Origin of the sequence: Acinetobacter sp. I-MWF, assembly GCF_025433935.1 — a bacterium.
Taxonomy (GTDB): Bacteria; Pseudomonadota; Gammaproteobacteria; order Pseudomonadales; family Moraxellaceae; genus Acinetobacter; species Acinetobacter guillouiae.
Map to the genome: position 1 here is coordinate 4290878 of NZ_JAMBAR010000001.1, position 25787 is coordinate 4316664.

At 40.5% G+C, this 25787-nt stretch carries 23 protein-coding genes and 1 riboswitch; of the genes, 10 read left to right on the forward strand and 13 right to left on the reverse strand.

Annotated elements, in window-relative coordinates:
* Positions 1–13: 13 nt before the first annotated feature.
* The 3 genes from ettA to M2R48_RS19860 all read right to left on the reverse strand — a co-directional run bounded on the left by ettA (position 14) and on the right by M2R48_RS19860 (position 4372).
* Positions 14–1675, reverse strand: a complete 1662-nt coding sequence (gene ettA, locus M2R48_RS19850) for an energy-dependent translational throttle protein EttA (RefSeq protein WP_004816581.1) — start codon at positions 1673–1675, stop codon at positions 14–16.
* A 180-nt stretch (positions 1676–1855) separates the two neighbouring features.
* Positions 1856–2728 carry a hypothetical protein gene (locus M2R48_RS19855; protein WP_262087243.1) on the reverse strand — a complete coding sequence of 291 codons (873 nt, stop codon included), beginning with the start codon at positions 2726–2728 and terminating at the stop codon, positions 1856–1858.
* A gap of 69 nt (positions 2729–2797) precedes the next feature.
* A complete protein-coding gene (locus M2R48_RS19860; protein ID WP_262087244.1) occupies positions 2798–4372 on the reverse strand; it encodes an esterase-like activity of phytase family protein in 1575 nt (524 codons plus the stop codon).
* A gap of 241 nt (positions 4373–4613) precedes the next feature.
* On the opposite strand from M2R48_RS19860, the gene M2R48_RS19865 reads away from it, so the two are divergent.
* Positions 4614–5891: an O-acetylhomoserine aminocarboxypropyltransferase/cysteine synthase family protein gene (locus tag M2R48_RS19865; protein ID WP_004725315.1), complete on the forward strand. Its 1278-nt coding sequence runs from the start codon at positions 4614–4616 to the stop codon at positions 5889–5891.
* Between the two features lie 408 nt (positions 5892–6299).
* Here M2R48_RS19865 and phoU read toward each other — a convergent pair whose 3' ends face one another.
* The gene (gene phoU / locus M2R48_RS19870) at positions 6300–7022 is read right to left on the reverse strand and encodes a phosphate signaling complex protein PhoU (RefSeq protein WP_004725313.1); all 723 of its coding nucleotides are present in this window, start codon (positions 7020–7022) and stop codon (positions 6300–6302) included.
* Positions 7023–7284: 262 nt separating this feature from the next.
* Between phoU and M2R48_RS19875 the strand changes: the two genes are divergently transcribed.
* The 8 genes from M2R48_RS19875 (at position 7285) to M2R48_RS19910 (ending at position 15463) form a co-directional block, all read left to right on the forward strand.
* Positions 7285–8490, forward strand: a complete 1206-nt coding sequence (locus M2R48_RS19875; protein WP_262087246.1) for a hypothetical protein — start codon at positions 7285–7287, stop codon at positions 8488–8490.
* Positions 8491–8555: 65 nt separating this feature from the next.
* Positions 8556–9608: a hypothetical protein gene (locus M2R48_RS19880; RefSeq protein WP_262087247.1), complete on the forward strand. Its 1053-nt coding sequence runs from the start codon at positions 8556–8558 to the stop codon at positions 9606–9608.
* 53 nt (positions 9609–9661) lie between these two features.
* Positions 9662–9795, forward strand: a riboswitch (TPP riboswitch).
* 135 nt (positions 9796–9930) lie between these two features.
* Entirely contained in the window at positions 9931–11826 is a 1896-nt protein-coding gene (thiC, locus tag M2R48_RS19885; RefSeq protein WP_262087248.1) for a phosphomethylpyrimidine synthase ThiC, read from the forward strand.
* Positions 11827–11901: 75 nt separating this feature from the next.
* Complete coding sequence (locus tag M2R48_RS19890) at positions 11902–12522, forward strand: NUDIX domain-containing protein (RefSeq protein ID WP_004816566.1); 621 nt, start codon at positions 11902–11904, stop codon at positions 12520–12522.
* Between the two features lie 9 nt (positions 12523–12531).
* The gene (cpdA, locus tag M2R48_RS19895; protein ID WP_262087249.1) at positions 12532–13341 is read left to right on the forward strand and encodes a 3',5'-cyclic-AMP phosphodiesterase; all 810 of its coding nucleotides are present in this window, start codon (positions 12532–12534) and stop codon (positions 13339–13341) included.
* A gap of 208 nt (positions 13342–13549) precedes the next feature.
* Positions 13550–14077: an RNA polymerase-binding protein DksA gene (dksA, locus tag M2R48_RS19900; RefSeq protein WP_004725300.1), complete on the forward strand. Its 528-nt coding sequence runs from the start codon at positions 13550–13552 to the stop codon at positions 14075–14077.
* A gap of 4 nt (positions 14078–14081) precedes the next feature.
* Entirely contained in the window at positions 14082–14996 is a 915-nt protein-coding gene (gene gluQRS / locus M2R48_RS19905; RefSeq protein ID WP_262087250.1) for a tRNA glutamyl-Q(34) synthetase GluQRS, read from the forward strand.
* Between the two features lie 80 nt (positions 14997–15076).
* Positions 15077–15463: a hypothetical protein gene (locus M2R48_RS19910; RefSeq protein WP_262087251.1), complete on the forward strand. Its 387-nt coding sequence runs from the start codon at positions 15077–15079 to the stop codon at positions 15461–15463.
* A 61-nt stretch (positions 15464–15524) separates the two neighbouring features.
* Here the strand turns inward: M2R48_RS19910 and ftsW are convergent, their stop codons facing one another.
* From ftsW to glnK, 9 genes are all read right to left on the reverse strand, one after another.
* A complete protein-coding gene (gene ftsW / locus M2R48_RS19915) occupies positions 15525–16721 on the reverse strand; it encodes a putative lipid II flippase FtsW (RefSeq protein WP_004725295.1) in 1197 nt (398 codons plus the stop codon).
* 23 nt (positions 16722–16744) lie between these two features.
* Positions 16745–18091 carry a UDP-N-acetylmuramoyl-L-alanine--D-glutamate ligase gene (gene murD / locus M2R48_RS19920; RefSeq protein WP_262087252.1) on the reverse strand — a complete coding sequence of 449 codons (1347 nt, stop codon included), beginning with the start codon at positions 18089–18091 and terminating at the stop codon, positions 16745–16747.
* 846 nt (positions 18092–18937) lie between these two features.
* Positions 18938–19483, reverse strand: a complete 546-nt coding sequence (locus M2R48_RS19925; RefSeq protein ID WP_004725292.1) for a VTT domain-containing protein — start codon at positions 19481–19483, stop codon at positions 18938–18940.
* Positions 19484–19592: 109 nt separating this feature from the next.
* Positions 19593–20252 (reverse strand): riboflavin synthase, encoded by a 660-nt coding sequence (locus tag M2R48_RS19930; protein WP_096735324.1) that lies wholly within the window; start codon positions 20250–20252, stop codon positions 19593–19595.
* A 91-nt stretch (positions 20253–20343) separates the two neighbouring features.
* The gene (locus M2R48_RS19935; RefSeq protein ID WP_004725289.1) at positions 20344–21648 is read right to left on the reverse strand and encodes a DNA adenine methylase; all 1305 of its coding nucleotides are present in this window, start codon (positions 21646–21648) and stop codon (positions 20344–20346) included.
* The gene (ribD, locus tag M2R48_RS19940; RefSeq protein ID WP_262087253.1) at positions 21645–22757 is read right to left on the reverse strand and encodes a bifunctional diaminohydroxyphosphoribosylaminopyrimidine deaminase/5-amino-6-(5-phosphoribosylamino)uracil reductase RibD; all 1113 of its coding nucleotides are present in this window, start codon (positions 22755–22757) and stop codon (positions 21645–21647) included. Before ribD ends, M2R48_RS19935 begins: the two co-directional genes overlap by 4 nt.
* A 33-nt stretch (positions 22758–22790) precedes the next feature.
* A complete protein-coding gene (gene nrdR / locus M2R48_RS19945) occupies positions 22791–23255 on the reverse strand; it encodes a transcriptional regulator NrdR (protein ID WP_004725286.1) in 465 nt (154 codons plus the stop codon).
* A gap of 144 nt (positions 23256–23399) precedes the next feature.
* Positions 23400–24806, reverse strand: coding sequence for an ammonium transporter (locus M2R48_RS19950; protein ID WP_262087254.1), 1407 nt, complete (start codon positions 24804–24806; stop codon positions 23400–23402).
* Positions 24807–24873: 67 nt separating this feature from the next.
* A complete protein-coding gene (gene glnK / locus M2R48_RS19955) occupies positions 24874–25212 on the reverse strand; it encodes a P-II family nitrogen regulator (RefSeq protein WP_004725283.1) in 339 nt (112 codons plus the stop codon).
* Positions 25213–25503: 291 nt separating this feature from the next.
* Here glnK and M2R48_RS19960 point away from each other — a divergent pair, with 291 nt between their 5' ends.
* Positions 25504–25731, forward strand: a complete 228-nt coding sequence (locus M2R48_RS19960; protein ID WP_004725282.1) for an accessory factor UbiK family protein — start codon at positions 25504–25506, stop codon at positions 25729–25731.
* Positions 25732–25787: the final 56 nt, after the last annotated feature.

Below are 25787 nucleotides of genomic sequence, written 5' to 3' on the forward strand. Positions count from 1 at the left end.
ACAAAACTAGTGATTAACCACCAATTTTTTTGTATTTGGTGCGTTTTTGCACAGCAGCATCACCCAAACGCGCTAAACGATATGCTTCATATTCAGCATAGTTACCTTCGTAGAATTCTGGCTGTTCATTTTCAAATGACAAGATATGTGTAGCAATACGGTCAAGGAACCAACGGTCATGCGATACCACCATGACAGTACCAGGGAATACAAGAATTGCATCCTCTAGCGCACGTAAAGTTTCAATATCCAAGTCATTTGATGGCTCATCCAGTAAGATTACGTTGGCGCCCATCTGAAGGATCTTCGCAAGTTGTAAACGGTTACGTTCACCACCTGACAATTCACCAACACGTTTTTGCTGATCTTGGCCTTTAAAGTTAAAGCGACCGATATAGGCACGAGATGCGATCTCATATTCGCCAATTCTTAAGATATCTAAACCGCCAGAAACTTCTTCCCAAACTGTTTTATTGTTATCTAAAGTGTCACGAATCTGACCAACATAAGCAACTTTTACAGACTCACCCAATACAACTGTACCTGTATCTGGTTGCTGTTCGCCAGTCATCATACGGAATAAAGTGGTTTTACCTGCACCGTTTGGACCAACAATACCGACAATCGCAGTTGGTGGTACTGTGAACGATAAGTTTTCATAAAGTAGACGGCCATCAAACGATTTGCTGATGCCTTCAACTTCTACAACCTTATTCCCTAGGCGTGGACCAGGTGGAATATAGATTTCAGAGGTTTCATTACGTTGTTGGAACTCACGTGAGTTAAGCTCCTCAAAGCGCTCCATACGTGCTTTGTTTTTCTTTTGTTGACCTTTAGCATTTGAACGAACCCATTCCAATTCTTTTTTCAATGCTTTAGCAAAAGATTCTTCTTGTTTATTTTCCTGCTCTAAACGAGCATTCTTTTGTTCCAACCAAGAAGAATAGTTACCTTGATAAGGAATACCATGTCCACGGTCAAGCTCAAGAATCCACTCTGCAACGTTATCCAAGAAATAACGGTCATGGGTAATCGCAACGATAGTACCAGCAAAGTCTTTTAAGAAACGTTCTAACCAAGATACAGATTCTGCATCCAAATGGTTAGTCGGTTCGTCCAGCAATAACATGTCTGGTTTAGACAATAACAAACGACACAATGCTACACGACGACGCTCACCACCTGAAAGTAAGCTTACGTCAGAATCCCATGCTGGAAGATTCAATGCTGCTGCAGCTTGATCCATTTGGTTGCTAAGGTTGTGTGCATCCCAAGCATGAATAATTGCTTCTAATTTCTCTTGCTCTTTTGCAAGTGCATCAAAGTCAGCATCTTCAGCTGCATATTCAGCAAAAACTTCATCTAAACGTGCCAATGCATCTAATGGTTCACGTAAGCCATCTTCAACGTTTCCACGTACATCTTTATTTGGATCTAATGGTGGTTCTTGCTCTAGATAACCGATTTTAATACCTGGTTGCGCACGAGCTTCACCTGAGAAATCTTTATCTACGCCAGCCATAATACGGAGTAGGGTAGATTTACCTGCACCGTTTAAACCAAGTACACCAATTTTTGCACCTGGGAAAAATGATAAAGAGATGTCTTTTAGGATTTCGCGCTTAGGCGGAACCATCTTAGACACACGGTTCATCGTGTAAATATATTGGGCCACGTAGGACTCCTCTATAATGAATAGAAATTCGCAAAATGCGAATAAATAAATACCGTCAATTATACGCTGAATTTATCTATTTTTGTTCAGATTTGTCCAATTGATTGAGATATTTTAAAAGCATCAAGAAAACATTTTTCCACACCAATACACGTAATCAAATCGCGATCTCAAACATGATCACGAACAAAAATTCGGCTGATACTGATATACAAATTGCGTCTTGGTCTGAGTTGAACTTGGTGCATTGTAGTTTGACAATGATTTCAAAGCAGAAAAACTAATGGCAGCACGTTGTACAACCTTATTGGTGTAATTTGCATTTGGGTCTTGGTACTTAAACGAGACTTCAACTACGGCAGGTTTTAATCCTGCATAGGGTGCTTGGGTATACCATAAACTCATATCTACCTCTGCATCAAACTCGCCTAAATCAATGCTAACCCCACGATAACTTCGTTCATAAATGGTGAGTCCACCTACAGGTGATAACAGCTGATTATCACTGATAGCAAAAGTTTCTTTAAATTTTGGAAAATGCGTATGGATATCTAAAAACTTATTGATTGTCCGTGTATTTACCACTGTGGTGGATTTACTGGAACCCACCAAAAATCCTTGTGTTGCTGTTTGAGTAATATCATCTTCAAGCTTGGTTTTGGCTCCCGCAGTTGAGCTACTCAAATCGGAAAAATCAGACAGATAATGATCATAGCTTCTAAATTTAAGCGTCACTTCAGATGCTCCGTTTTCAATCCGTTCTCGAAAGCTATAGCCCATATTATTGAGTAGGCAGCTGCTGGGTGAATCATAAAAACGTATTTGGCGTTGCTTGTCTAAGATCATCGTTCCTGAAACTGTACGGTTAATTTGTTGTGCAATAACCGTTTTGGCTTGTTGCATATAGCTATTTACGTTAGCGGACTCATTGGCATAGCTAAATTTGTCTGGCTGTAACAACAATTTATATTCACGCGATGTCACTTGCGGTACAGACCAAGCAGTTGTAGTGATTAAACTTGTTAGAACGGTGAGAATTGCTATTTTTTTCATTGAGGAACCTATTATTTTTAAATGATGCTGATAGAAAAAGCCGCCTCTTGGGCGGCTGTTGCTATGCAATTATTGGCCTTTTAAATTTAATTTATCCATGATGTATAAGGTATTGATATCAATACGTGTACGCGCCGCATCCAGATACTTTGGCTCCATACCTTTGGCATTATTCCAAAGTCCCATATCGTCATCATTTAAAATCCCAAGTGTCGTACTATTGATCAACCACAGACCTTCCATTTTATCATGTGGATATTTAACCGCTTTCCCCATATCCAGTACCAATGTTTTAGGTGCTGGAACAATATTAAATGCTTTTAAACCATCCCAGCCTTTATCCAATTGGTATTCTTCTAAGGTCTTGCCCGCAATGGTTAAACCAAGCTTTTCATCTTGTTTGACATCATTTTGTGTTTGAATATCTTCTAAATTGGTGGCTTTGCTTAAATCAATACGATAGACATTTTTCATCACATTGGGCGTATCTTTATAAAACAATCCATCACGTTCTAAAACCAGAAATTGTGTTGCACTGAGGGCAATAATGGCAGAGTTTGAATTTTCAGCTATCTCTTGCTGATATAAATATTGTGCGACTTTGCCTGTTTCAAGATTAATCGTCACAATACGCGTCAACGTTGATTTATTGACATTTTTATTCGGTAAACTCATGGTCGATTGCATAATCCCAACCAAAGTTTTTTGGTCTGGGCTAATAGTTAAGCCTTCCATCCCTCGATTGGCACGGCGATAGCTAAACTCATTCGGCAAAGTCCAATTGTTGCGTTTATCAGCCTTAAATGGGTTGATACGCCCTATTTCTTTACCATTGGCATCATAATGCACAATATGCGGTCCATATTCATCGCTGACCCAGAACGTACCATCGTTAAGTGCAGTGAGCCCTTCACTATCCAAACCATAATCATCCAATCGAATTGGATTATTCACCACATCGTAAGGTTTGGTTGGATCTACGGTAATCACTTTTCCATTGACATCATACGGTGTTTCCCCTGTGCCGCCTAAAGCAGAAGTGTTGGGTAATCCAGTGATATCTTTTCCATCGCGATCTTTTAAATTGATGGTTTTAATTAATTTCACAGTACCATTGTCTTGAACTTCAAATAAACCAATTTTCGGCACATAGTCTGGAATGGCGAAAACCTTACCAGCACCATATAATTTATCAGTAAAGTCTGCATTTGGCCCCCGATCGGTCAATGCATAGAATTGTTTTTTATTGCTTGGATGCGCAGCAACATCAGAACCAAAACCACCCTGACGAATATCAAACGTGCTATCAATGGTCGTACTATTCGCAGGGTAACATCCCAGTACGTTAAATGGCAACGCTACACCTTGTGCAAACAAATTGGGCTTACAACTGTTTTCGGTTTTAGTAATTTCACTGGCTTCAAGTTTGCCATTACCATTGCGGTCTAAACCGCTCTGCATACGTGTTCCCCCCATTACACAGGCTTCATCACCAAATGCCAATGTTATATTTTGGGTTAAGGTCTTCTGTGTTGTTGAATCTTGATCATCATCAGAACATGCGGTCAAACCCAGTAAACTACAGAGGACTAAAGTTAAAGTGCTTTTATGGCGGGTCAGTTTATTTATTGCTGCTTTTTTCATTGTGTTTTTAATAACTGAATTTGTGGAATTTGTTATGCTAGTTTCAGCAAATGACACCACAATGACAGCTCACAAACTCAGCGATATTCGGTCTATTTTTCCTCGTTGAAACTCAATTTATCTCGGGCTGCATTGTTGGCTTTATCTGTTTTTATGATTTTAAAATATATAAACCCTTGTTTACTTCATATATTTATTTGTTACACTCTATTGAAATTTAATAAAAAGTTGACGGAAGAACATGACATATAAAGACGAAACTCTTGCCATACATGCAGGCTATGAACCAGAAGCAACCACTAAAGCGGTCGCCGTTCCAATTTATCAGACCACCTCTTATGCCTTTGATAATACCCAACATGGTGCGGATCTATTTGACCTCAAAGTTCAGGGTAATATTTATACACGGATCATGAATCCAACGACCGCTGTGCTTGAGCAACGTCTGAGTGCGCTTGAAGGTGGTATTGGTGCTTTAGCATTGGCTTCGGGTATGTCTGCGATTACCTATTCTATCCAGACCATCGCAGAAGCGGGTGACAATATTGCATCAGTTTCAACACTCTATGGTGGAACATATAATTTATTTGCCCACACTTTGCCAAAACAAGGCATTGAAGTGCGTTTCTTTGATTACCAAGATCCTGAAGCATTGCGCGGCTTGATTGATGAAAAAACCAAATTGGTTTTCGTTGAGTCGATTGGTAATCCGCTGGGTAATATTATTGACCTAGATGCCATTGCTAAAATCGCACACGAATATGGTGTACCCGTGATTGTGGATAATACCGTTGCAACACCTGCCCTACTGAAACCTTTTGAACATGGTGCAGATATCGTGGTGCATTCATTGACCAAGTATATTGGCGGTCATGGTAATTCGATTGGTGGCGCGATTGTCGATAGCGGTAAATTCCCTTGGGGCAAATATCCCGAGCGCTTCAAAGTCTTAAATACCCCAGATCCAAGTTATCACGGGGTGAACTATGTAGAAGCTTTAGGTGCTGCGGCATATATTGCCCGTGCACGTGTTGTTCCATTAAGAAATACAGGCGCAGCGATCAGCCCGCTCAGCGTATTCTTAATTTTACAAGGCTTAGAAACACTCAATTTGCGTATGGAACGCCATACTGAAAATGCACAAAAAGTTGCTGAATATTTACAGGCACATCCAAAAGTAAAATGGGTCAACTATGCTGGTTTAAAAGATCATCCACAACATGCTTTGGCACAAAAGTACGTCAAAGGTAAACCGTCTGCAATTCTGTCTTTTGGTGTTGAAGATGGTCGTGAAGGTGGCACCCGTTTTATCGATGCATTACAGCTGTTTACTCGCCTAGTGAATATTGGCGATGCAAAAAGTTTAGCCTGTCATCCAGCAACCACCACCCATCGTCAACTGAATGAAACAGAGTTAAAAGCAGCAGGCGTGAGTATTGATATGGTGCGTTTATCTGTGGGGATTGAACATATTGATGACTTGATTGCAGACTTAGAACAAGCACTCGCTCAAGTGTAATTTTCTTTTTGTGATCTTAGGGTCTGTTGACAATTCGTCTAGGTTTGCGACTACGTGTATTTTTTAGGCGATACTAGGCGCGAAATACGAAATTTAGTCATTCTAAATAATGAGAAACATCGTTTCGCAAGGTAACACGTAGCGGCAAAAAATACGCTAGTCCCCCGCTGCGCCTTGCGCTGCAAACAAAGCAGTGCTTTGTTTTTGCTCAGGGTTGTGGCTAAAATTATCTCAGCCTACGTTATGAAACTCGAAAATAGTCTCGCTATTCTCATTCATGCTTTACGACGTATACGTCTCATGCTCAATTTTAACCTACAACGCAAGCCATTTATGAAATATCAACAGGCCCTAAATTTTCCAAATAAGAAGACCTGAGTCATCAGGTCTTCTTATTTATAAATTCAATTATTTACCTTGAACTTTTTGTTCAATCTCTTCAACACTGGTATGTCGCGCATCAAAACCTTTTGCCATATAAATCACTTGTTCTGAGATATTACGTGCATGGTCACCAATTCGCTCGAGTGAACGCAATACCCACATCACATTGATAACACGACTAATATGACGTGGATCTTCGATCATATAGGTCATCAGTGTGCGCGTCGCGGATTGATATTCACGGTCAATATCTGCATCGGCCAACAAAACTTTTAATGCTTGTTCTGCATCCACACGCGCAAAAGCATCTAAAGCATCATGAATCATGACACGCACTTGATTGCCAATATGCCTTGTTTCCATATAGCCACGTGGCGATTCGCCCTCTTCACATAAAGTCTGTGCAATACGGGCAATTTTTGCAGCTTCATCACCAATACGCTCTAAATCGGTATTGGCTTTACTCATGGCAATTACCATACGTAAGTCGATTGCAGCAGGATGACGACGCGCCAAAATCAAAGTCAGTGCTTCATCAATTTCTCGTTCATAACGATTAACTGTATTGTCTTGGAATTGAACATCAATCGCCATATTGGCATTGGTATCCAATAACGCATGCACTGCATTTGCGACTTGTTGTTCTACCAAACCGCCCATGGTCATAAATTTGGTATTCACATCCTGTAAGTCCTCATTAAATTGAGAAGATATATGATGGTTTAATACAGGATTACTTGGGCTCAAGGTCAGATGCTCCACATGCAACAAAAACTATTTTTATGGGTTAATATTAAAGCATATTCATTATGAATGTTTTATGACAAGTATTTTTCTTTCAAATGAATTTCTCAATATCGCTCATTTCACTTCTGATCAAAGCAATTTAGAGTAAAGATACTACTACAATTTGCTGAATTTACATATGTCACTTTGCTGTGAGCATCCATTTATCGCAAATTCACGATGCTGTACTCAGCTTAATTTTTGCAGATCTTAAATCAGACACATGACTCAGTTTCTTGCAAAAAGTAACGTTTCATTATCACAAAACTACAAAATATTTCATTTATTTAGCCTCGATTCAGCGACAATGGCATCGAACAAAACTGAGCTTCTTTTAAATGCTGGTCGAATGAAATTTCCTCGCAATACCCTTCATTTTCTCATTTCAGGCATACTCGTTATCTTGAGTTGCATGGTGGTTATCGCGTGTCAAAAACCCACAACCGACATTGTCAAAGAATCCAAAGAAGCGCCGCAAAAAGAAAATCCAATTCCTGATTTAACCCAAATTTGCCAAAATCTCAAAAATGAGATGCTGGCAATCAATGCAAAAAGAACCACGCTTGCGATAGAACAAGTCAATCAAGATATTCGTATGTGTTTGCCCTTGATGAAACCTGCGGAACAAATGGAATTGATGCATCAGTCGAAACGTATGTATCAACAATTTTTACAAATTGAGCGCACTTCAGAACAACAACAAGCATTTGAAAACTATGCTTTAGATCAAGCTGCATACCCGACCATTCAACAGAGTAAATTTGAACAACTTAATCTGCGTGACCAATATTTATTACGTCACAAAGGCCAAGCGTATATCGAATTGACCGAACAAACAGATGATAAAATTGTCTATCGAAGAAGCCCGCAATATTTAGCAAAAGTTTTCGCGCCGTATCTGACTGCACCTGAACAAGTTTTTATCGAAAATCTTGCACAACAAAATACACAACCGCTTTTTAAAAACCATAAACCCGATATTGAGGCTGAAGAAATTGCAAAAAGAGCTAAGTTTTGGCAAGAATATCTGCAAACTTATCCCAATAGCCCATTTTTACATGATGCGCAGTTCTTAAAAAATGCCTATAGCAGTTTATTGTTTTTAGGCACTGAAGAAGCACCTATATCGAGCAGTTTTGAAAATCAAACTGATATCGATGCAGCCAGCTGGTTGGTGATTGAACGCTTGGCAAAATCCAATGATGGTGAGCTTTCAGCTCAGGCCAAGAAGTTTGTTCATTTTTTAGCGATGAGCAAAGAGCAAAGACAGCAAAAAATTCAAATTAGTGAAAAAGAACGCACTAAACTGAAAAATATCCCTCAATTATTGGCGCTGTCCCAGCTCAATCAATATCTAAATTTAAGCCCGATCGACTTTAAGCATGTTAAAAAAGATTGCTTTAGTGATGCGATTTGTTCTAACAGTTAGATGTTATTTTAGCTCAATTTTTATTATCCTTGTGACATTCAAAAATACACAACAACAGTCATACTATGAAAGCTTTAAAACAACATCTATCACTCACAACACTCTGCCTGTGTACCCTATTCAGCGCTTGCCAAAAGCACGAGAACAATCAAACAATTGAGACAACTAAAGCAGCTTCTAAAGCGACTCAGACCAGTACAGCTGAAATACCAGCACTTCCACAAGACTGTAACGAGATAGATACAAGCATCAAAAAATTAGAAAAAACGGTCATCGTTGAAGATTTAAATGACCTCAATCAATTACTAAAAAAATGCCTCGCATCTGCACCGTTAAAAACACGTTATCAATGGCAAGCAAAAATTGAAAACATTTATCAAAAACTCATTGCCGATGCCTCGCCTGAAGTCTTTCAATATATGACCGATACACTTGCAGACGGTCAGTCTATGACAGCTCAACAAAAACAAGAACTGTATAAAAAGTTAAAACCGCGTGAGAAATATTTAGTTGATCACGCAAAGGACTTATATTTAGCAAAATTTTATATCGGTGAAGGTGAATACACCTTTGTACAGCATCCACAATATGATCTGGATATTTTTGCACCCTATTTAGAAAAATCAGATCAGGTCTACTTTAAACAGATCCGTAAAGAATATACAGGCGCCAACTATATTATGGACGCAGGGCTAGCAATTAGTTTTGATGAAGTGGCCAATCGATTGTTATATTGGGAAAAATTCAATAAAGATTATCCCAACAACCATTTTAAACCTCAAGTCATAGAGAACATTGAACAATACCGTAGTGCACTTTTTCAAGGCGAGGATAACACCCGCACGCTCTGGTTCGATGACGATAAAATTGCAGATGAACAAGCAATCAAAGCGATTGAAAAAATTGCAAAAAGTAAAACTGCAAGTAGCCAAACTGCGCAGAAATTTGTGAATTTAATCAACGCAAGTGAAACGCTTTGGCAGCAAATGCCAAAACCATCTAGGCAGTATCCTGAAGATAACTCACCTGAACAGCAAGAGATCCGAGCACAACGTGAGGCATTTGAACAAAAAATTAGAAAATCTGTCGGGGAAATTCTGGCTCAAAAAAATAATTGAAATTGATATCGGCATGCCAGCATATTTTCAATGAGAACATGCTAAGATTTAAATATCGCTTGACGGAGCGCGAGTAATTCCTCGCTGAGATTTAGTCAGTTTTGCATCTCCTTGCCAAAACTTAAACTAAAGTACCGTTGAACCTGATCAGGTTAAGACCTGCGTAGGAATCAAGCATCTAAAAACTGACAGCCCATAATTTATCTATTTTTTCGCAATAGCGCTTTATTCTGATGATGGATTTAGCAGATAAAATAGACTAAATTTGCCACCGTTTTTGGTCGTGCTTGATTCGTTGATGTCATTCATAAGGATCATTGTAATGAACCAATTAACGAATCTATCCCCTGCTGATCAATTGGCTCAACACGAGCAAGAAGCCAAAGATCTGACTCGAATTTTACCCGCATCTAAAAAAGTTTATATTCAAGGTTCACGCCCAGATATTCAAGTACCGATGCGTGAAATTGAGCTCACGGATACACCGACAGGCCTTGGTGGTGAAAAAAATCCACCAATTATGGTCTACGATACTTCAGGTGTTTATACCGATTCCAACGTACACATTGATTTGAATAAAGGCTTACCCAATGTCCGTGAAACTTGGATTGAAGAACGTGCCGATACTGAGCATTTAGCCAGCTTAACCTCTAAATTTGGCCAAGAACGTCTGAAAGATATTCGTACTGCTGAAATCCGTTTTGCCCATATTCAAAAACCACGTCGTGCAAAAACAGGCAACAATGTCACACAAATGCATTATGCCAAACAAGGCATCATCACGCCTGAAATGGAATACATTGCGATTCGTGAAAATCAGCGCCAGCATGAAGGTGTCGATATGCGCCAGCATGCAGGACAAAATTTTGGTGCACACAACCTCATGGAGATTACCCCTGAATTTGTGCGTAAAGAAGTCGCTGAAGGCCGTGCCATTATTCCAGCCAATATTAACCATCCTGAATGCGAACCCATGATCATTGGGCGTAATTTCTTGGTAAAAATCAATGCCAATATTGGCAACTCAGCTTTGGGTTCATCGATTGATGAAGAAGTGTCGAAAATGACTTGGGCAACCCGTTGGGGTGCTGACACCATCATGGACTTATCGACGGGTAAAAACATCCATGAAACCCGTGAATGGATTATCCGCAACTCACCAGTTCCAATTGGTACAGTACCAATTTATCAAGCACTTGAAAAAGTCGATGGTGTTGCTGAAGACCTGACATGGGAAATCTTTAAAGACACCCTGATTGAACAAGCTGAACAAGGTGTCGATTATTTCACCATTCACGCTGGGGTCTTATTACGTTATGTGCCGATGACAGCCAATCGTTTAACGGGGATCGTATCACGCGGTGGTTCGATCATGGCGCAATGGTGTTTGGCGCATCATGAAGAAAACTTCCTCTATACGCATTTTGATGAAATCTGCGAAATCATGAAAGCCTATGACGTGTCTTTCAGCTTAGGCGATGGTTTACGTCCGGGCTGTATTCAGGATGCCAATGATGAAGCGCAATTTTCCGAATTACGCACTTTAGGTGAACTGACTCATCGGGCATGGAAACATGATGTTCAGGTCATGATCGAAGGACCAGGCCATGTTCCAATGCATATGGTCAAGGAAAATATGGACTTGCAACTTGAAGTTTGTCAGGAAGCACCTTTCTATACCCTTGGTCCGCTCACCACCGATATTGCTCCGGGCTATGACCATATTACCTCGGCAATTGGTGCAGCGATGATTGGTTGGTACGGCACTGCAATGTTATGTTATGTGACCCCTAAAGAACATTTGGGTCTGCCCAATAAGAAAGATGTTAAAGACGGGATTATCACCTATAAAATCGCAGCCCATGCAGCGGATTTAGCCAAAGGTCATCCGGGCGCACAAGTTCGTGACAATGCTTTATCTAAGGCACGCTTTGAGTTCCGTTGGGAAGATCAATTCAATCTCAGCTTAGATCCAGATACTGCTAGATCGATGCATGATGAGACTATGCCTAAAGAAGCACATAAGTCTGCACACTTCTGTTCAATGTGCGGACCTAAGTTCTGCTCGATGAAAATCACCCAAAACGTGCGAGATTATGCACAAAATCAACAAAATGCAGGCCAACCTATAAATAGCGAAACGCTTATAGAAGATGGTCTCAAAACCATGAAATCCGTTTATCAGGAACAAGGGCAAAAGTTGTACCATAAAGTGTAAAGATTAAAAAAAACTTTTGTCTTTCCCTATTTCTCAGTTAGGATGAAGTGAATATGTTTCATCCTAACTGTGCACATGAACATCATTCAGCAAGCAACCTACACCCATAATGATGTAGAAATACAATCTCGTGAATATGCCTTTAAAGGTTTTGTTCAAGTCGAAAAAGTGAGCTTGCGACACCGATTATTTAATCAAACTGAATATACCTCAGCCATTCAACGTGAATTAATTCGCCGTAAAGAAGCTGCTGGTGTACTGATTTATAATGATCAACAACAAAAATTTGCATTGATTGAACAGTTTCGTGTAGGGGCAATTGATGATGAAATTTCACCTTGGCAACTCGAAATCATTGCAGGCGTACTTGATGGAGATGAATCTCCAGAAAGTTGCATTCGACGGGAAAGCATCGAAGAATCTGGATGTGAATTAAACCAAATCAAACACCTGTTTAGCTTCTATCCATCTGCTGGTGCATGTGATGAAATCTTTCATCTCTATGTAGCGCAAGCCGCATTACCTGCTGAAGGTGGTGTGTTTGGTATGCCAGATGAAGGTGAAAATATCCAACTTCATATCATTGATTATTCAGATCTGAGTCTATTATTAAAAAGTAATCGTTTAAAAAATGCACCTGTGATTATGGCTTTGCAATGGCTACAACAGCACTTGCATGCATTTGAAGATGTCTAGGGGAAAGGCATGCAATCAGAGATATTGCCGCAAACAGATAAAGATAGAGTGATTATCCAAATCACAGATACACACCTGATGGATAAACCTGATGCAGAGTTTGTCGGGATTAATCCTGAAGAAAGCTTTCATGCCGTCATGGATGATATTCAGCAACGTTATAAAAATATCGATCTGATTTTACATACTGGTGATTTGGCTCAAGCTGCATTTCCAGAAACTTATGCGCGCTATTTAGAATATATGCAGCGTTTTGGTGTCGATTTTTACCAAATTCCGGGAAATCACGACAATCTCAACTTGTTCCCGTTCCATTCGCCAGAACCTATTCCAGCAGTGATTGAGTTAGATCAATGGCGTATCATTTTGTTGAATAGTGCTGTGGGTGGACGTACCGATGGAAACATTCAAACAGAACAATTGGTCCATCTAAAACGGCTATTGGAACAATTGCGTGATAAGTTTATCCTTATCGCCTGTCATCACAATCCTTTTGATATGCATTCCAAATGGCTCGATCAACATAAGCTCAAAAATGCCGATGAATTAAAGGCCGTACTTGAACCCTTTGATAACATCAAAGCCGTGTTACATGGTCATGTCCATCAAGAATCCTACAATGTGTGGAATGGAATACAGTTTATTTCTACTCCTGCGACGTGTGTACAATTTAAACCTCTCAGCCAAGAGTTTTCATTTGATCCGATTGCGCCTGGTTACCGTTGCTTACATTTAAAAGCCAATGGTGAATTTGAGACCTCTGTACACCGCTTGGATCACTTCAAAGTTACAATTAATGAAGAAATTTCAGGTTACTAGCTTTTCATTTTGGTTTTTTTCTATTAAGTTATTCGTCCAACGAGATATGCAGAAAGTCGAATTCAGGGTTAGGTGACTTTCATCTTGGTAAAAAAATCTATATGATGACGCCCCCGATAGATTCATTCTGTTGGTAGTGATAAAAATACTTGCATATCACCATATTTTTTGCGTATAGATAATACGTATATGATGAGGAATGCCCTTTATGGCGAATGACAACCAAAATCAAGTCTTGGAAGAACAAACAGCAATTGCAGATGATAAGTCTGTAAAGCGAGTGCGTAAAACCAAGCCGAAGACCAATGAAAACGGTACTACAGCAAGTCTATTCGGTATCGAGCCTTATCAGCCAAAGAAAAATGAAGAATACATGTCTGAGGGGCAACTCGAACATTTTCGTAAAATTTTGCTGGCATGGAAAGCAGAATTGATGTCGGAAGTGGATCGCACCCTAAATACAATGCAAGATGAATCTTCTTCTTTACCTGATGTAAATGACCGTGCGACGCAAGAAGAAGAGTTTGCCATCGAATTACGTACCCGTGACCGTGAACGTAAACTTATTCGTAAAATAGAGCAATCTATTGAAGCGATTAAAAATGATGACTATGGTTTCTGTGAAACTTGCGGTATCGAAATTGGTTTACGCCGTTTAGAAGCACGACCAACTGCAACTTTATGTATCGACTGTAAAACCCTTGCAGAGATCAAAGAGAAGCAAAATAACGGTTAATACTGTGTCAAATTCCTCCCCAACCCTCTCTTTTCCAAAGGGAGGGAGGAAGAGTACCGTATACAAAGGTCGGTTTGCACCCTCCCCCACAGGGCCGTTACATTTTGGTTCCTTAGTGACCGCTGTCGCGAGCTATTGCGATGCGAAAGCGCATCATGGGCAATGGATCGTCCGCATCGAAGACACGGATATCCCTCGTATTTACCCAGATAGTGAACAGCATATTTTAAAGTGCTTAGATGCTTTTGGCTTCCAATCCGATGCTGAAATCATTTATCAAAGACATCGCTTAGATATTTATCAATCTGTAATCGAACAACTCAAACAAAAACATTGCGTTTATGCCTGTGAATGTACTCGTAAAATATTAGGCTCAAACCATATCTATGCTGGCACCTGCCGAGACAAACAGCTCGACTTTCAAAACCAAGCCATTCGTGTAAAAGTTTCTGATCAAAACATTTGTTTCAATGACCGCTTACAAGGACAACATTGCGCCAACCTACAACGCGATTTGGGTGACTTTGTACTAAAGCGTCGTGATGGCATTATCAATTACCAACTGGCAGTCGTTGTCGATGATTATTTACAAGAAATCAGCCATGTCGTGCGTGGTGCGGATTTATTGGATAATACTGAACGTCAAATTTGGCTAGGACAGCTTTTGGGTTATCCAGCTCTTGAATATATGCACTTACCCCTCGCCATGAATCATTTGGGGCAAAAACTCTCTAAACAAAACCTTGCGCAAGCACTTGATCTCAAACATGCACCTGAATTGCTGTTACAAGCGATTATAGCACTTGGACAAGCTCCAGTAGACCTAGATCAGCCAGATCTCATGTTGGCTCAAGCTGTCGCTCAATGGGATATCTCTCGCATTCCTCAAGGGACAACGCTACAATCCATTTATCAGTAATCCCTGATTAAGCAACAATACCAACATCATTCAGGATTGAGATGAACCTTTTAAAAAAACTAATAACGCTGAGTTTTCTCATGCTCATGGGCCTTACACAGGTCTATGCACAAATGGCAATTTTATGTATTTCCCCGATTTCTAAAACTGCTGTTGTTGATGAAATGAGTGGCGCGCCACGTGAACAATGGGGTAAACCATTACCAACTTATTCAGTTCAAGTTGATCACTCTGCAATCATCAAGGTCGATCACAAAACCCCAATCAAACTCAAACTTGCAAATACCTCTGGAAAACATCAGATCAAGATTTATGCCAATGGTGTATTGGAAACTTCGTTTTATTATTCCCCAACAGTGATAGATGTATTACGACTGAGTGAGTCCGGTTATCAAACTTGGGATTGGGTAAAATTTAAGACCACCCAATCAGCATTAAAATATTGCAATACGCAAAATCCAAAATAAATTACCCATAAAAAAAGCCATTTGTGATCAAATGGCTTGTCTATTTAAGTTCAATAAAAAATTAAAAACTAGACTCTTCTCGCGCTGGATTGGCATCCTTGGTGGTTGCATCAATTTTGAGAATTAAACTGATCATCACCGCACACATAATTAAAGATGAACCACCATAACTAATAAATGGAAGCGTTAGCCCCTTGGTCGGTAACATGCCCATATTCATACCCGCATTCACCAAGATCTGTAATAAGAAAATAATACTGATCCCGTAAGCCAAGTAACCTGCGCGCAAATATTGATGATTGAGCGCACGCTGACCGATACGAATACAGCAAATCAACATCACAAACGAGAGCAGCAAAACGGTCGAAATACCAAAGAAACCGAATTCTTCACCTAAAATTGCCAACATAAAGTCAGTATGTGCTTCAGGCAAATAAGACATTTTTTGAATACTATGTCCTAAGCCCACCCCAAACCATTCACCACGACCAAAGGCCATCAAGGCATTTGACAATTGATAACCAGAGCCCAAAGGATCAGCCCAAGGGTTTGAGAATGACATTAAGCGTTCATAACGATATGGTTCAAACACGATTAAGGATACAAATGCCACCAGAATCGCACCGAATGCAAAGCCGAACTGGATCATGGGTGCGCCAGCTAAGAAGAACACACCCAGCATCGAAACAGCAATCACCACCGTTGCCCCTAAGTCAGGCTCTGCAATAATTAGTCCGACCGTCAGCAACATCACCACACCTAGACGTACCAGACCCTTAATATTATTACGGACTTCTTCAGCACGACGAACCACATAGTCTGCGGTAAATATGGCCATCATCACCTTGGCGACTTCGGTTGCCTGCAAGGTAAATCCACCTACACGAATCCAGCGTGTTGAACCATTGACCTCTGTACCCACCACTAAGACGGCGAGTAATAAAGCAATAGTGATCAACCACAATGGAAAGGTATTTTTAAACCAAAGGTTGAGTGAAACTCGATAGGTAATTGCCGCCGCAACAAAAGCCACCACGATCGAAATTGCATGACGAATCACATAGTGAAATTCGTTTTCATGCATTCGTTCGGCATAAGGCATTGAAGCCGAAGCCACCATCACCGTACCAATACACAACAATGAAATGACGCAAAATATCAGTACATTACGCGGTGTAATCTCTGCCGGCAATTTTGGCATCCAGCGATCATACACTTGGTGAATCTTACTTATAGTCGTCTGAGCTAACCCAGCCATACTTTATTTCCTTATGATTCTTTTTAGTTTAGAGCATTTACATATTCAACAAAGCGATGACCACGCTCAGGATAGCCTGTAAACATATCAAAGCTTGCACATGCAGGTGATAATAGCACTACATCTTGCGCATGCGTATGTTGTTGACAAAGTTCTACAGCTTGTTGCAAAGATACTGCATGTAGCAGCGTTGTTGTCCCTGCAATGGCATTTTCAATGATTGAGCGATCTTCACCCATCAGTACCGCAACTTTGGCATATTTTTGCAGAGACTCACGTAGTGCAGTAAAGTCCTGCCCTTTGCCCTGACCACCCAAAATAATTGCAACCTGACCACCTTGAGCTTCAATTGCAGCACCTAAACCGTCCAATGCTGCTAAAGTTGCACCGATATTGGTGCCTTTAGAATCATTATAATAACGAACGCCATTCACTTCTTTAACGAATTCGCAACGGTGCTCTAAACCTTTAAAGGTTTTTAAGGTTTCAAGCATTTTGTCCATTGGTAAACCAATTGCTTCACCCAAAGCTAAACATGCCAAAGCATTGGCAACATTATGCGTTCCTTGGATATACATCTCTGAACTTTTGAGCAGACGTTCACGACCTCGCGCTAACCAAATCGTACCGTTATCTTCTCTTAGAATACCGTATTGTTTTAAATCAGGTGCATTGAGCCCAAAGCTTTGCATTGGTGTGACATCTGGTACCAATGGACGCGTCAATGAATCGTCACGGTTATATACGACTTTTTTCACACCTTGGAAAATACGATGTTTTGCCGCATGGTAACCTGCCATATCCCCATGACGGTCCAAGTGATCTTCACTCATGTTCAAGACCACAGCCACTTCTGCATTTAAACTTGAGGTTGCTTCCAATTGAAAGCTGGAAAGTTCAAGGATATAAACATCTGGATCATCATGGGTTAAATCCAAAGCAGGACGCCCCAAGTTACCCCCTACCGCAACCTTAATCCCTGCGTCTTGTGCCATTAAACCAATTAAAGTGGTCACGGTACTTTTTGCATTTGAACCAGTAATCGCCACAATCGGTTTATCTGTAGCACGGCGGAGAATTTGAATTTCACTGATGACGGGAATACCTTTTGCAATCGCAGCTTGAATTGCTGGCAACTGAGGATCTAACCCCGGGCTAATGACAATTTCTTCAGCTTGTAAAAGTAAATCTTGATCGAGTTGACCAAAGCTGGTTTGAACTGCTGCTGGAATTTGCTCATGTCCTGGTGGAACTTCACGAGAATCTGTGACTGCAACACGGTAGCCATTTTCATGAAGAAAATTTACGGCTGAAACGCCTGAAATTCCAAGCCCAGCCACAACTTTTAACCCACCACGTTGTATTAACATTTTTGCTCACCAGCATTAAGATTTTAAAACTTGCAAAATGTTAGCACTTTGGCGATTTGAAAGCTTTTTCTGTTTGCACTTTCTGGATATTTTTTTGTGTCAGTGCGTAAAAATAGCAGCAGATTATTTTGAGCAATACCGCTGATTTTTTAAATGAAACCACTCGCGTTTTTATTCTATTCTCAATAATTTTATTGATGTTTGAGATGATATTTCTTCCATCAATCAAAAAATGATCATGTTGAATGAGCCATATTGATATTGAAGACTATAGTTAAACCACCTCATTATTCACACAATTAATTTGCATCAAGTCATTAATCATAAATGAAGCTTATATTTTGTATAAACATTTAGAAACTATTGGTTATCAATTCGTTTTTTTACTTTTGAATCATCGATGGTTATCCTACCGTGGGGCGACAGGGATGTCGCCGTTGGGCGGGGGTATATGAGCAAAAATAAAGCACTGCTTTGTTTGCAGCGCAAGAGCCCTGTTAAACAGAAGATTTTTGTCACTTTTCATCTCTGAAAAGTGAGGCATCGCCTACGCAATGGTATTTAAACTTTGAATGTAAGGTGTGGCATTGCAAGCTTTTTATAATCAAACAATTTATTTTTCTATATAATTGATTTAATTTAAAATATTAATTAATAGAAATTATATTCTTGTGCCTGAGTTTTTTGATAGGTTGACTATAGGATGAAGCGGATTTTATGTTGATCTATGGTTTTAAGAAAACTGATGCGACAAGCCAAATAAGAATAAACCATGTAAATAAGCCGAATGTTGAGGTTCAGCATTCGGCTTATTCATCGGGGCAGTTTATGACGGTTTGAAGCTGATTAAAATGAATCGAGCAGCAAAGATAATAAATTGCCCGCGCCATAACCCGCACCAAGCAACAGCGCAATCCAAATCCATCCGCCTAAAATGTTATACAACATGAATACAGGCATTTTCATATGCCCTGCACCCGCTGCAAAAGGAGCAAAAGAACGAACAAAAGGCACAAAACGGGCAACCAGAATGGTTTTCCCGCCATGCTTTTCAAAATAATGGTTGGTCTTTTTAATATATTCAGGCTTAAACCAACGTGAATGCGCGTGGAAAAACTTAAAACCTAGCGCACGCCCAGTATAATAGTTCACCATATACCCCAAAATTGAAGCAATAATCAGCAACACACCCATATAGTGCAAATGCACAGATTCAGCGGTAGAACATAAAGCACCAACAGCGATCAATAAACTATCGCCTGGGAGAAAAAACATAAAGACTGAGCCAGTTTCTGCAAAAATGATTAGAAACAAAATGGCATAAATCCACAGCCCGTAATTTTCTAAAAAAGTGGGCAATAATTGTTCTAAATGCAATAAAAATTCAAGCAATACTCAACTCTCTTACAGAAGAATTCACGATATATTAGCCTAATTTAATCATGTATATATTAAAAGGCCTAAATAAATTAGGCTTTTTTTAATCGGGTTTGGTTTTTATTTACTTTAAAAAACCATTGGCTGCGAGAAATTCCATACTGAGTTTAGATTCTGCTTTTGGCTCAGCAGCTTTATCACCAAGCAACAATCTTTCAATATACCGTGCCAATACATCGACTTCTAAATTGACTTGAGAGCCCACTTTCCACGTTGCAATATTGGTCCGTTCAGCAGTATGTGGTATTAAATTTAAACTTAAGATATTTCCACGTAAATGATTGATGGTGAGGCTAATTCCATCTACAGTCACAGACCCTTTTTCAGCCAAATATTTAGCAATTTCAACAGGTGCAGTGACTTCAAAATATAGCGAACGCGCATCTGAGCGCACTACAGTGATTTCACCCACAGCATCGACATGTCCACTGACGATATGTCCACCGAAGCGTGTTGTCGGCAACATTGCTTTTTCCACATTGACCGCTTGCCCCGCTTTCCAACTTGCTAAAGTCGAACGATTTAAGCTTTCACGGGATACATCCGCAGCGTACCAGTTTTCACCCCAGTCAATTACAGTTAAACAGATGCCATTGGTTGCAATAGAGTCGCCCAAATGTACATCAGACATATCCAAGTCTGTCTGAATGCGTAAGCGCACATCACCGCCTACATTTTGTAAACTCTCGACTTTACCCAAACTTTCAATGATACCTGTGAACATAATTCTACCTACTGCTGCAGTGAGAGGAACTGATGAAGTTCAATCGTGTTTATTTGCACTCGCCCCATATTTTAATGGTAAAGGCGAGTTGTTACCATAAGGCCAGTTGTGTACTTACACCCGAAGTATCCACACCACCCAATTCCGCAAAATGATAAAGTTGTCCCAACAGCTGACGCAATGGTGGTCCAGACTTGGCATGGGTATCAGTGATCACAATAAACTCAAGCACACGTGCACGTTCAGACTGACGCTGTTTACTGACACGATAACGAGGCACATCTTGAGTCAATAAGGTGACTTTGCCACGCTTCAGATTGGCTGCCAATAAGTCTTTGGCCTCAATATTTCCATCAGTTGAGTAACTGGTGAGAATATAGCGCGCATTAATGGTTTCCAACAAATTCTCATAAGCTTCTTGAGCATGCTTAGAAGAATTATAAGGACTTGGGCGTTCTTTACGCCATGCACGGTCAATCCCGCTTTTAAAACCTTTGGTATCCGGTGTCGGTAAATCAACTTGATCCCACAGTGTTAGCGAGTTAAGTACATGATAATTACTACTATAAGCATGTTGGTTATACGGTGGATCTAGATAAGCCACATCGACTTCAAAACCACTCATTTGATTTGCCAAGTGTTGTGCATCTACACACCACACTTCTGCCATTGGGGTTTTCTGTTTATTCTGCCCGACTTCACTAAAGCGACTCGGTGTAAGCCACAATAACGACTCAATCCGTTCCAATGCAGTTTGGGTCTTACCGCCCCAACCATGATGGAAGCTTTTAAATACACCACTGGTATTACTGACAAAACTTGCTGAATAGAGCAAAGGTGCCAATAAGGCACTCATTTCCACATCGTCAATTGCGCCCTGTGCTTGCCAAGTGGCAATTTGCTGGCGAATTGCATCTATACGCATCCCATTACGGCGTTTAAAAAACAAACGGTCTCGTGCAGGGTCATAAATTTCATCATTCCGTGGACAAAGATTATGCGTAACCCATCCTTTCACTTCAGGTAAACGGTTTAAATAATCGATAGCTTTTTGATACCCACCCAATTCTTTAAATGCAGGCGCATCTGTGCATGCCAAAATGGCATGATTTAATGCATGACTATACGGTTCCCAGTCATTGGCAATCACCCGATAGCCATTTTGACGTGCTAAACGTGAAACCACCCCACTGCCTGCAAAAAAATCGGCAAAAATCGGGGCACGTTTACCCTTAGGATTCAAAGTACCTGTGATTTCAAGCGCTTCAAGAATCAGATGCAACAAACGACGTTTGTTTCCCAAATAGGGAACCAACTGATGAAAAAGATATTCATCTGTTGTACGCGCAGCATGACGACGTTTATGGTAAACCGATGATGTTGACTCTGGATTCATACTGACTCTTGTGAAGGGATAAGTCTTAAGCGAATGTCATCACCAAACTGATGAACATCTTGTAACTTAAAACGTAATTGTTGTGCCATCGTTTCAAATTCGGCATTGAACATGGCACGTGCTGATTGTCCTAAAAAGGTTGGCGCAACATAACTGATTAATTCATCCACCAGTTTTTCCTGCAAAAATGCAGTGGATAATGTCGCACCTGCTTCAACCAACACATCATAAATTTGGAAGTCTTTTAAAGTTGCAAGCAAATCTTTTAAAGATTGCACTTCTAATTGTACCACGCCCAGCTTGGCAAGTTCTTGACGAAATGGTCCCATGACCATCACTGTTTCAGGCGTGCTAAGAATTTGAGCATTGAGTGGCAAACGCCCTTGTCGGTCTAAAATCACCCGCTTAGGCTGGACAATCGTTGCAATATCAATATCGTCCAATAAACGCACATTTAATTGAGGGTCATCTGCCAAAATGGTATCGATACCGGTAATCACTGCACCTGAAATAGCCCGCCAATGCTGAACATCTTGACGTGATTCAGCCCCAGTGATCCATTTAGACTCACCAGACGCCATTGCCGTACGGCCATCTAAACTTGACGCAACCTTTAAACGCACATAAGGCACACCCGTTGCCATTGCTTTTAAAAAGCCTTGATTGAGTTGAGCCGCTTGTTGCTCACAAACCCCTGTTTCAACCTCAATCCCTGCCTGACGTAAGATATCCACGCCTTTTCCCGCCACCAAAGGATTTGGATCAGCGCATGCAACGACAACTTTGCTGACACCCGCTTCAACCAAGCCTTTGGCACAAGGCGGTGTACGGCCATAATGCGCACAAGGTTCCAAAGTGACATAAGCGGTTGCACCTTTCGCAGACTCGCCAGCTTGACGCATGGCAAAAACTTCGGCGTGTGGCTGACCGGCTCTAGGATGAAAACCCTCTCCCACCCATTGCCCATCTTTTACAATGACACAACCGACGTTCGGGTTTGGTCGTGTGGAATATTGTCCAAGCTTCGCGAGCTCAATTGCTTTCTGCATCCAAACCTGATCTATGTTGACATAATCTTCGGGTTTAGAATTTGAATCAAACTCAGACATAAAATTCCTAATCAATAACGTTCAAAAATAAAATTAGTGGTCTTGCCCACGATCTTGCATTTGTTCAATTTGATGACGAAACGCATCAATATCTTGGAAATCCTGATACACCGATGCAAAACGTACATAAGCCACATGATCCAATGCAAACAACGATTTCATGACAATTTCACCAATGGTGCGTGAACGTACATCACGTTCACCGAGGCGGCGAATTTGCAATTGAATATCACTAATGACGGTTTCAATCTGTTCTTGAGTCACGGGTCTTTTTTGTAAGGCGTGCATTAAAGAGCGTCGTAATTTTGCTTCGTCAAACGGTTCATTTTTACCATCTGACTTGGTCACGCGTGGCATCACCACTTCATAACTCTCAAATGTCGTAAAACGTTCGCCACAACTGATACATTCACGACGTCGACGAATCTGGCTACCTTCAGCGGCCAAACGAGAGTCGATTACTTTACTATCTGCAGCGTTGCAAAATGGACAATGCATAGTGGTTTTATTGAACAAAATTCATGATTTCAGCTAGTGTAGCAAAAAAACCTGATTTTGTTGAGCCTTTCGCAAGATATGGAAAAAAAACAGCCCTTACGGACTGTTTTATACTATATATAGTTATTATTCTAATTAGATTGATTATTCGATACGTTCGCCATGTTGGCTTAAATCAAGACCCATACGCTCATCATCAGATTCAACACGGATCCCAATCACCACATCGATAATTTTAAGTAGGATAAAGGTCACAACTGCTGAGTATGCGATTGTTGCTAACACACCTTCAACTTGTACCCATAATTGATGCATAACATCTGTCGGTGCTTTGTCGCCCATAATGAATGAGCTGGCAAATACTGCTGTTAAAATCGCACCAACAATACCACCTACACCATGTAAACCAAATGCATCCAATGAATCATCTGCTTTAAGGATACGTTTAAGACCAGAGATCCCCCAGAAGCACACTACACCACCGATTAAGCCCATGATCAACGCACCGCTTACTGTCACAAAACCTGCCGCTGGCGTAATCACAACCAGACCAGCAACTGCACCCGATGCTGCACCCAATACTGAACCTTTACCACGAACAATTTTTTCAACCACTAACCAAGCAATTGCTGCCGCTGCGGCTGCGATTTGAGTTGTGACCAAAGCATACGCTGCTGAACCATTGGCACCTAAAGCAGAACCACCATTGAAACCAAACCAACCGACCCATACCAAGCTTGCACCCAATACAGTTAAAGTTAAGTTATGTGGTGCCATAGATTCTTTGCCTAAGCCCATACGTTTACCCAGTAAATACGCAGCAACTAGACCAGCAACACCCGAGTTAATATGAACAACCGTACCACCAGCAAAATCAAGTGCGCCATCATTCATTAACCAGCCACCACCCCATACCCAGTGTGCAATCGGTGCATAAACAATAATGACCCAAATCGTAATGAATGTGATCCAAGCACTAAATTTCATACGATCAGCCACAGAACCACTGATGATGGCAACAGTAATGATCGCAAAAGTCATTTGGAAAATAACGAAAAGAATTTCTGGAATTGTGCCACTCAGCGCATCTGTTGTAATTCCAGATAACATGATTTTATCGAAACCACCAATAAAAGCATTACCAGAACCAAATGCAAGTGAATAACCAATGACCACCCATACGATGCTGACCACTGCTGCGGCAGTAAAGCTTTGCGCCATGGTGGCAAGCACATTTTTCTTACGAACCATACCGCCGTAGAACAATGCTAAACCGGGAATTGTCATTAGCAATACAAGCGCTGTAGATACAAGAATCCACGCTGTATCACCTGTATTTAAAGTTGGTTTTTCTGCTTCTGCTGCTGGCGCAGCTGCGGCAGTCACCGTTTCAGGCGCAACGGTTGCCGATGTATCGGCGACTGTTGCAGTCACATCACTTGCCGTTGCAACAGCTGTAGATGCAGGCTCAGCTACGTTTTCTTCTGCCCATGCAACTGATCCGCCAAGAAGTGCGCCAGACAGGCTGAGCGCTAATAGCATTTTTTTCATTCGTATCCCCCAACCTAATTTTGTGAGTTATGTATTGATATACATAACCAGCAATCTTCGTGCCAAATTAAACAGCGTCTGGACCTGTTTCACCTGTACGAATACGAATTACTTGCTCTAAATTAGTCACGAAAATTTTTCCATCACCAATTTTGCCAGTGCTAGCAACGCGTGTAATAGATTCAATCACTGAATCTACCATGTCATCACTGATTGCGATTTCGATTTTCACTTTAGGCAGAAAATCAACAACATACTCAGCGCCACGATAAAGTTCAGTATGCCCCTTTTGACGACCAAAACCTTTAACTTCAGTTACGGTAATCCCTTGAACGCCTATATCAGACAGTGCTTCACGCACGTCATCTAATTTAAACGGTTTTACAATTGCAGTTACGAGCTTCATATTGTTTTCCTTCGGCTTATTTCACCAGTAAGGTTTTATGTTCAATTTTCATGCCAATCTTATTAATGGTTGGGGTGATTAATTCAATCAACATGCATTGCCTTTATAACCTATTGTATATACTTAGGTGAAGTTGCAACTTTAAAAAACACATAATATTGCGTGTTTTTTTAGATTTCATTGCTAAATTATAGGAGACATCATGCTTTACGCATCGGATAAAAAATTACTTAAATAAAATCAATACGCGATGTTACACTAGGCAAAGAACATTACTCATTTGGATTCCTCATGATTGAAACATTATTACAAGCAATTTTGGAACAGGTTGATCAGCCTAAAAAAGACATAGAACATAATTTACGCGCCTTGCTGAATGAAGCCATTTCTAAAATGGATATCGTTTCAAAAGACGAAATTGAACGTCAAAAGACTGCACTAAATAATGCCAATTTACGTTTGACCGATTTACAAGAACAGGTCAAAGCACTTGAGGTGCTGATTCAGGATAAAAAATAAACTAAATTTGCACATTATTGGTGCAAAAAATATAATAATGATTAAAAATAAAGCAA

Bases quoted from the DNA above. Each gene is read 5' to 3' on its own strand.
- M2R48_RS19855 (WP_262087243.1), bottom strand. From the start codon at position 2,728: ATGAAAAAAATAGCAATTCTCACCGTTCTAACAAGTTTAATCACTACA.
- M2R48_RS19860 (WP_262087244.1), bottom strand. From the start codon at position 4,372: ATGAAAAAAGCAGCAATAAATAAACTGACCCGCCATAAAAGCACTTTA.
- M2R48_RS19865 (WP_004725315.1), top strand. From the start codon at position 4,614: ATGACATATAAAGACGAAACTCTTGCCATACATGCAGGCTATGAACCA.
- M2R48_RS19875 (WP_262087246.1), top strand. From the start codon at position 7,285: ATGACTCAGTTTCTTGCAAAAAGTAACGTTTCATTATCACAAAACTAC.
- M2R48_RS19880 (WP_262087247.1), top strand. From the start codon at position 8,556: ATGAAAGCTTTAAAACAACATCTATCACTCACAACACTCTGCCTGTGT.
- thiC (WP_262087248.1), top strand. From the start codon at position 9,931: ATGAACCAATTAACGAATCTATCCCCTGCTGATCAATTGGCTCAACAC.
- M2R48_RS19890 (WP_004816566.1), top strand. From the start codon at position 11,902: ATGAACATCATTCAGCAAGCAACCTACACCCATAATGATGTAGAAATA.
- cpdA (WP_262087249.1), top strand. From the start codon at position 12,532: ATGCAATCAGAGATATTGCCGCAAACAGATAAAGATAGAGTGATTATC.
- dksA (WP_004725300.1), top strand. From the start codon at position 13,550: ATGGCGAATGACAACCAAAATCAAGTCTTGGAAGAACAAACAGCAATT.
- M2R48_RS19910 (WP_262087251.1), top strand. From the start codon at position 15,077: ATGCTCATGGGCCTTACACAGGTCTATGCACAAATGGCAATTTTATGT.
- ftsW (WP_004725295.1), bottom strand. From the start codon at position 16,721: ATGGCTGGGTTAGCTCAGACGACTATAAGTAAGATTCACCAAGTGTAT.
- murD (WP_262087252.1), bottom strand. From the start codon at position 18,091: ATGTTAATACAACGTGGTGGGTTAAAAGTTGTGGCTGGGCTTGGAATT.
- M2R48_RS19930 (WP_096735324.1), bottom strand. From the start codon at position 20,252: ATGTTCACAGGTATCATTGAAAGTTTGGGTAAAGTCGAGAGTTTACAA.
- M2R48_RS19935 (WP_004725289.1), bottom strand. From the start codon at position 21,648: ATGAATCCAGAGTCAACATCATCGGTTTACCATAAACGTCGTCATGCT.
- ribD (WP_262087253.1), bottom strand. From the start codon at position 22,757: ATGTCTGAGTTTGATTCAAATTCTAAACCCGAAGATTATGTCAACATA.
- nrdR (WP_004725286.1), bottom strand. From the start codon at position 23,255: ATGCATTGTCCATTTTGCAACGCTGCAGATAGTAAAGTAATCGACTCT.
- M2R48_RS19950 (WP_262087254.1), bottom strand. From the start codon at position 24,806: ATGAAAAAAATGCTATTAGCGCTCAGCCTGTCTGGCGCACTTCTTGGC.
- glnK (WP_004725283.1), bottom strand. From the start codon at position 25,212: ATGAAGCTCGTAACTGCAATTGTAAAACCGTTTAAATTAGATGACGTG.
- M2R48_RS19960 (WP_004725282.1), top strand. From the start codon at position 25,504: ATGATTGAAACATTATTACAAGCAATTTTGGAACAGGTTGATCAGCCT.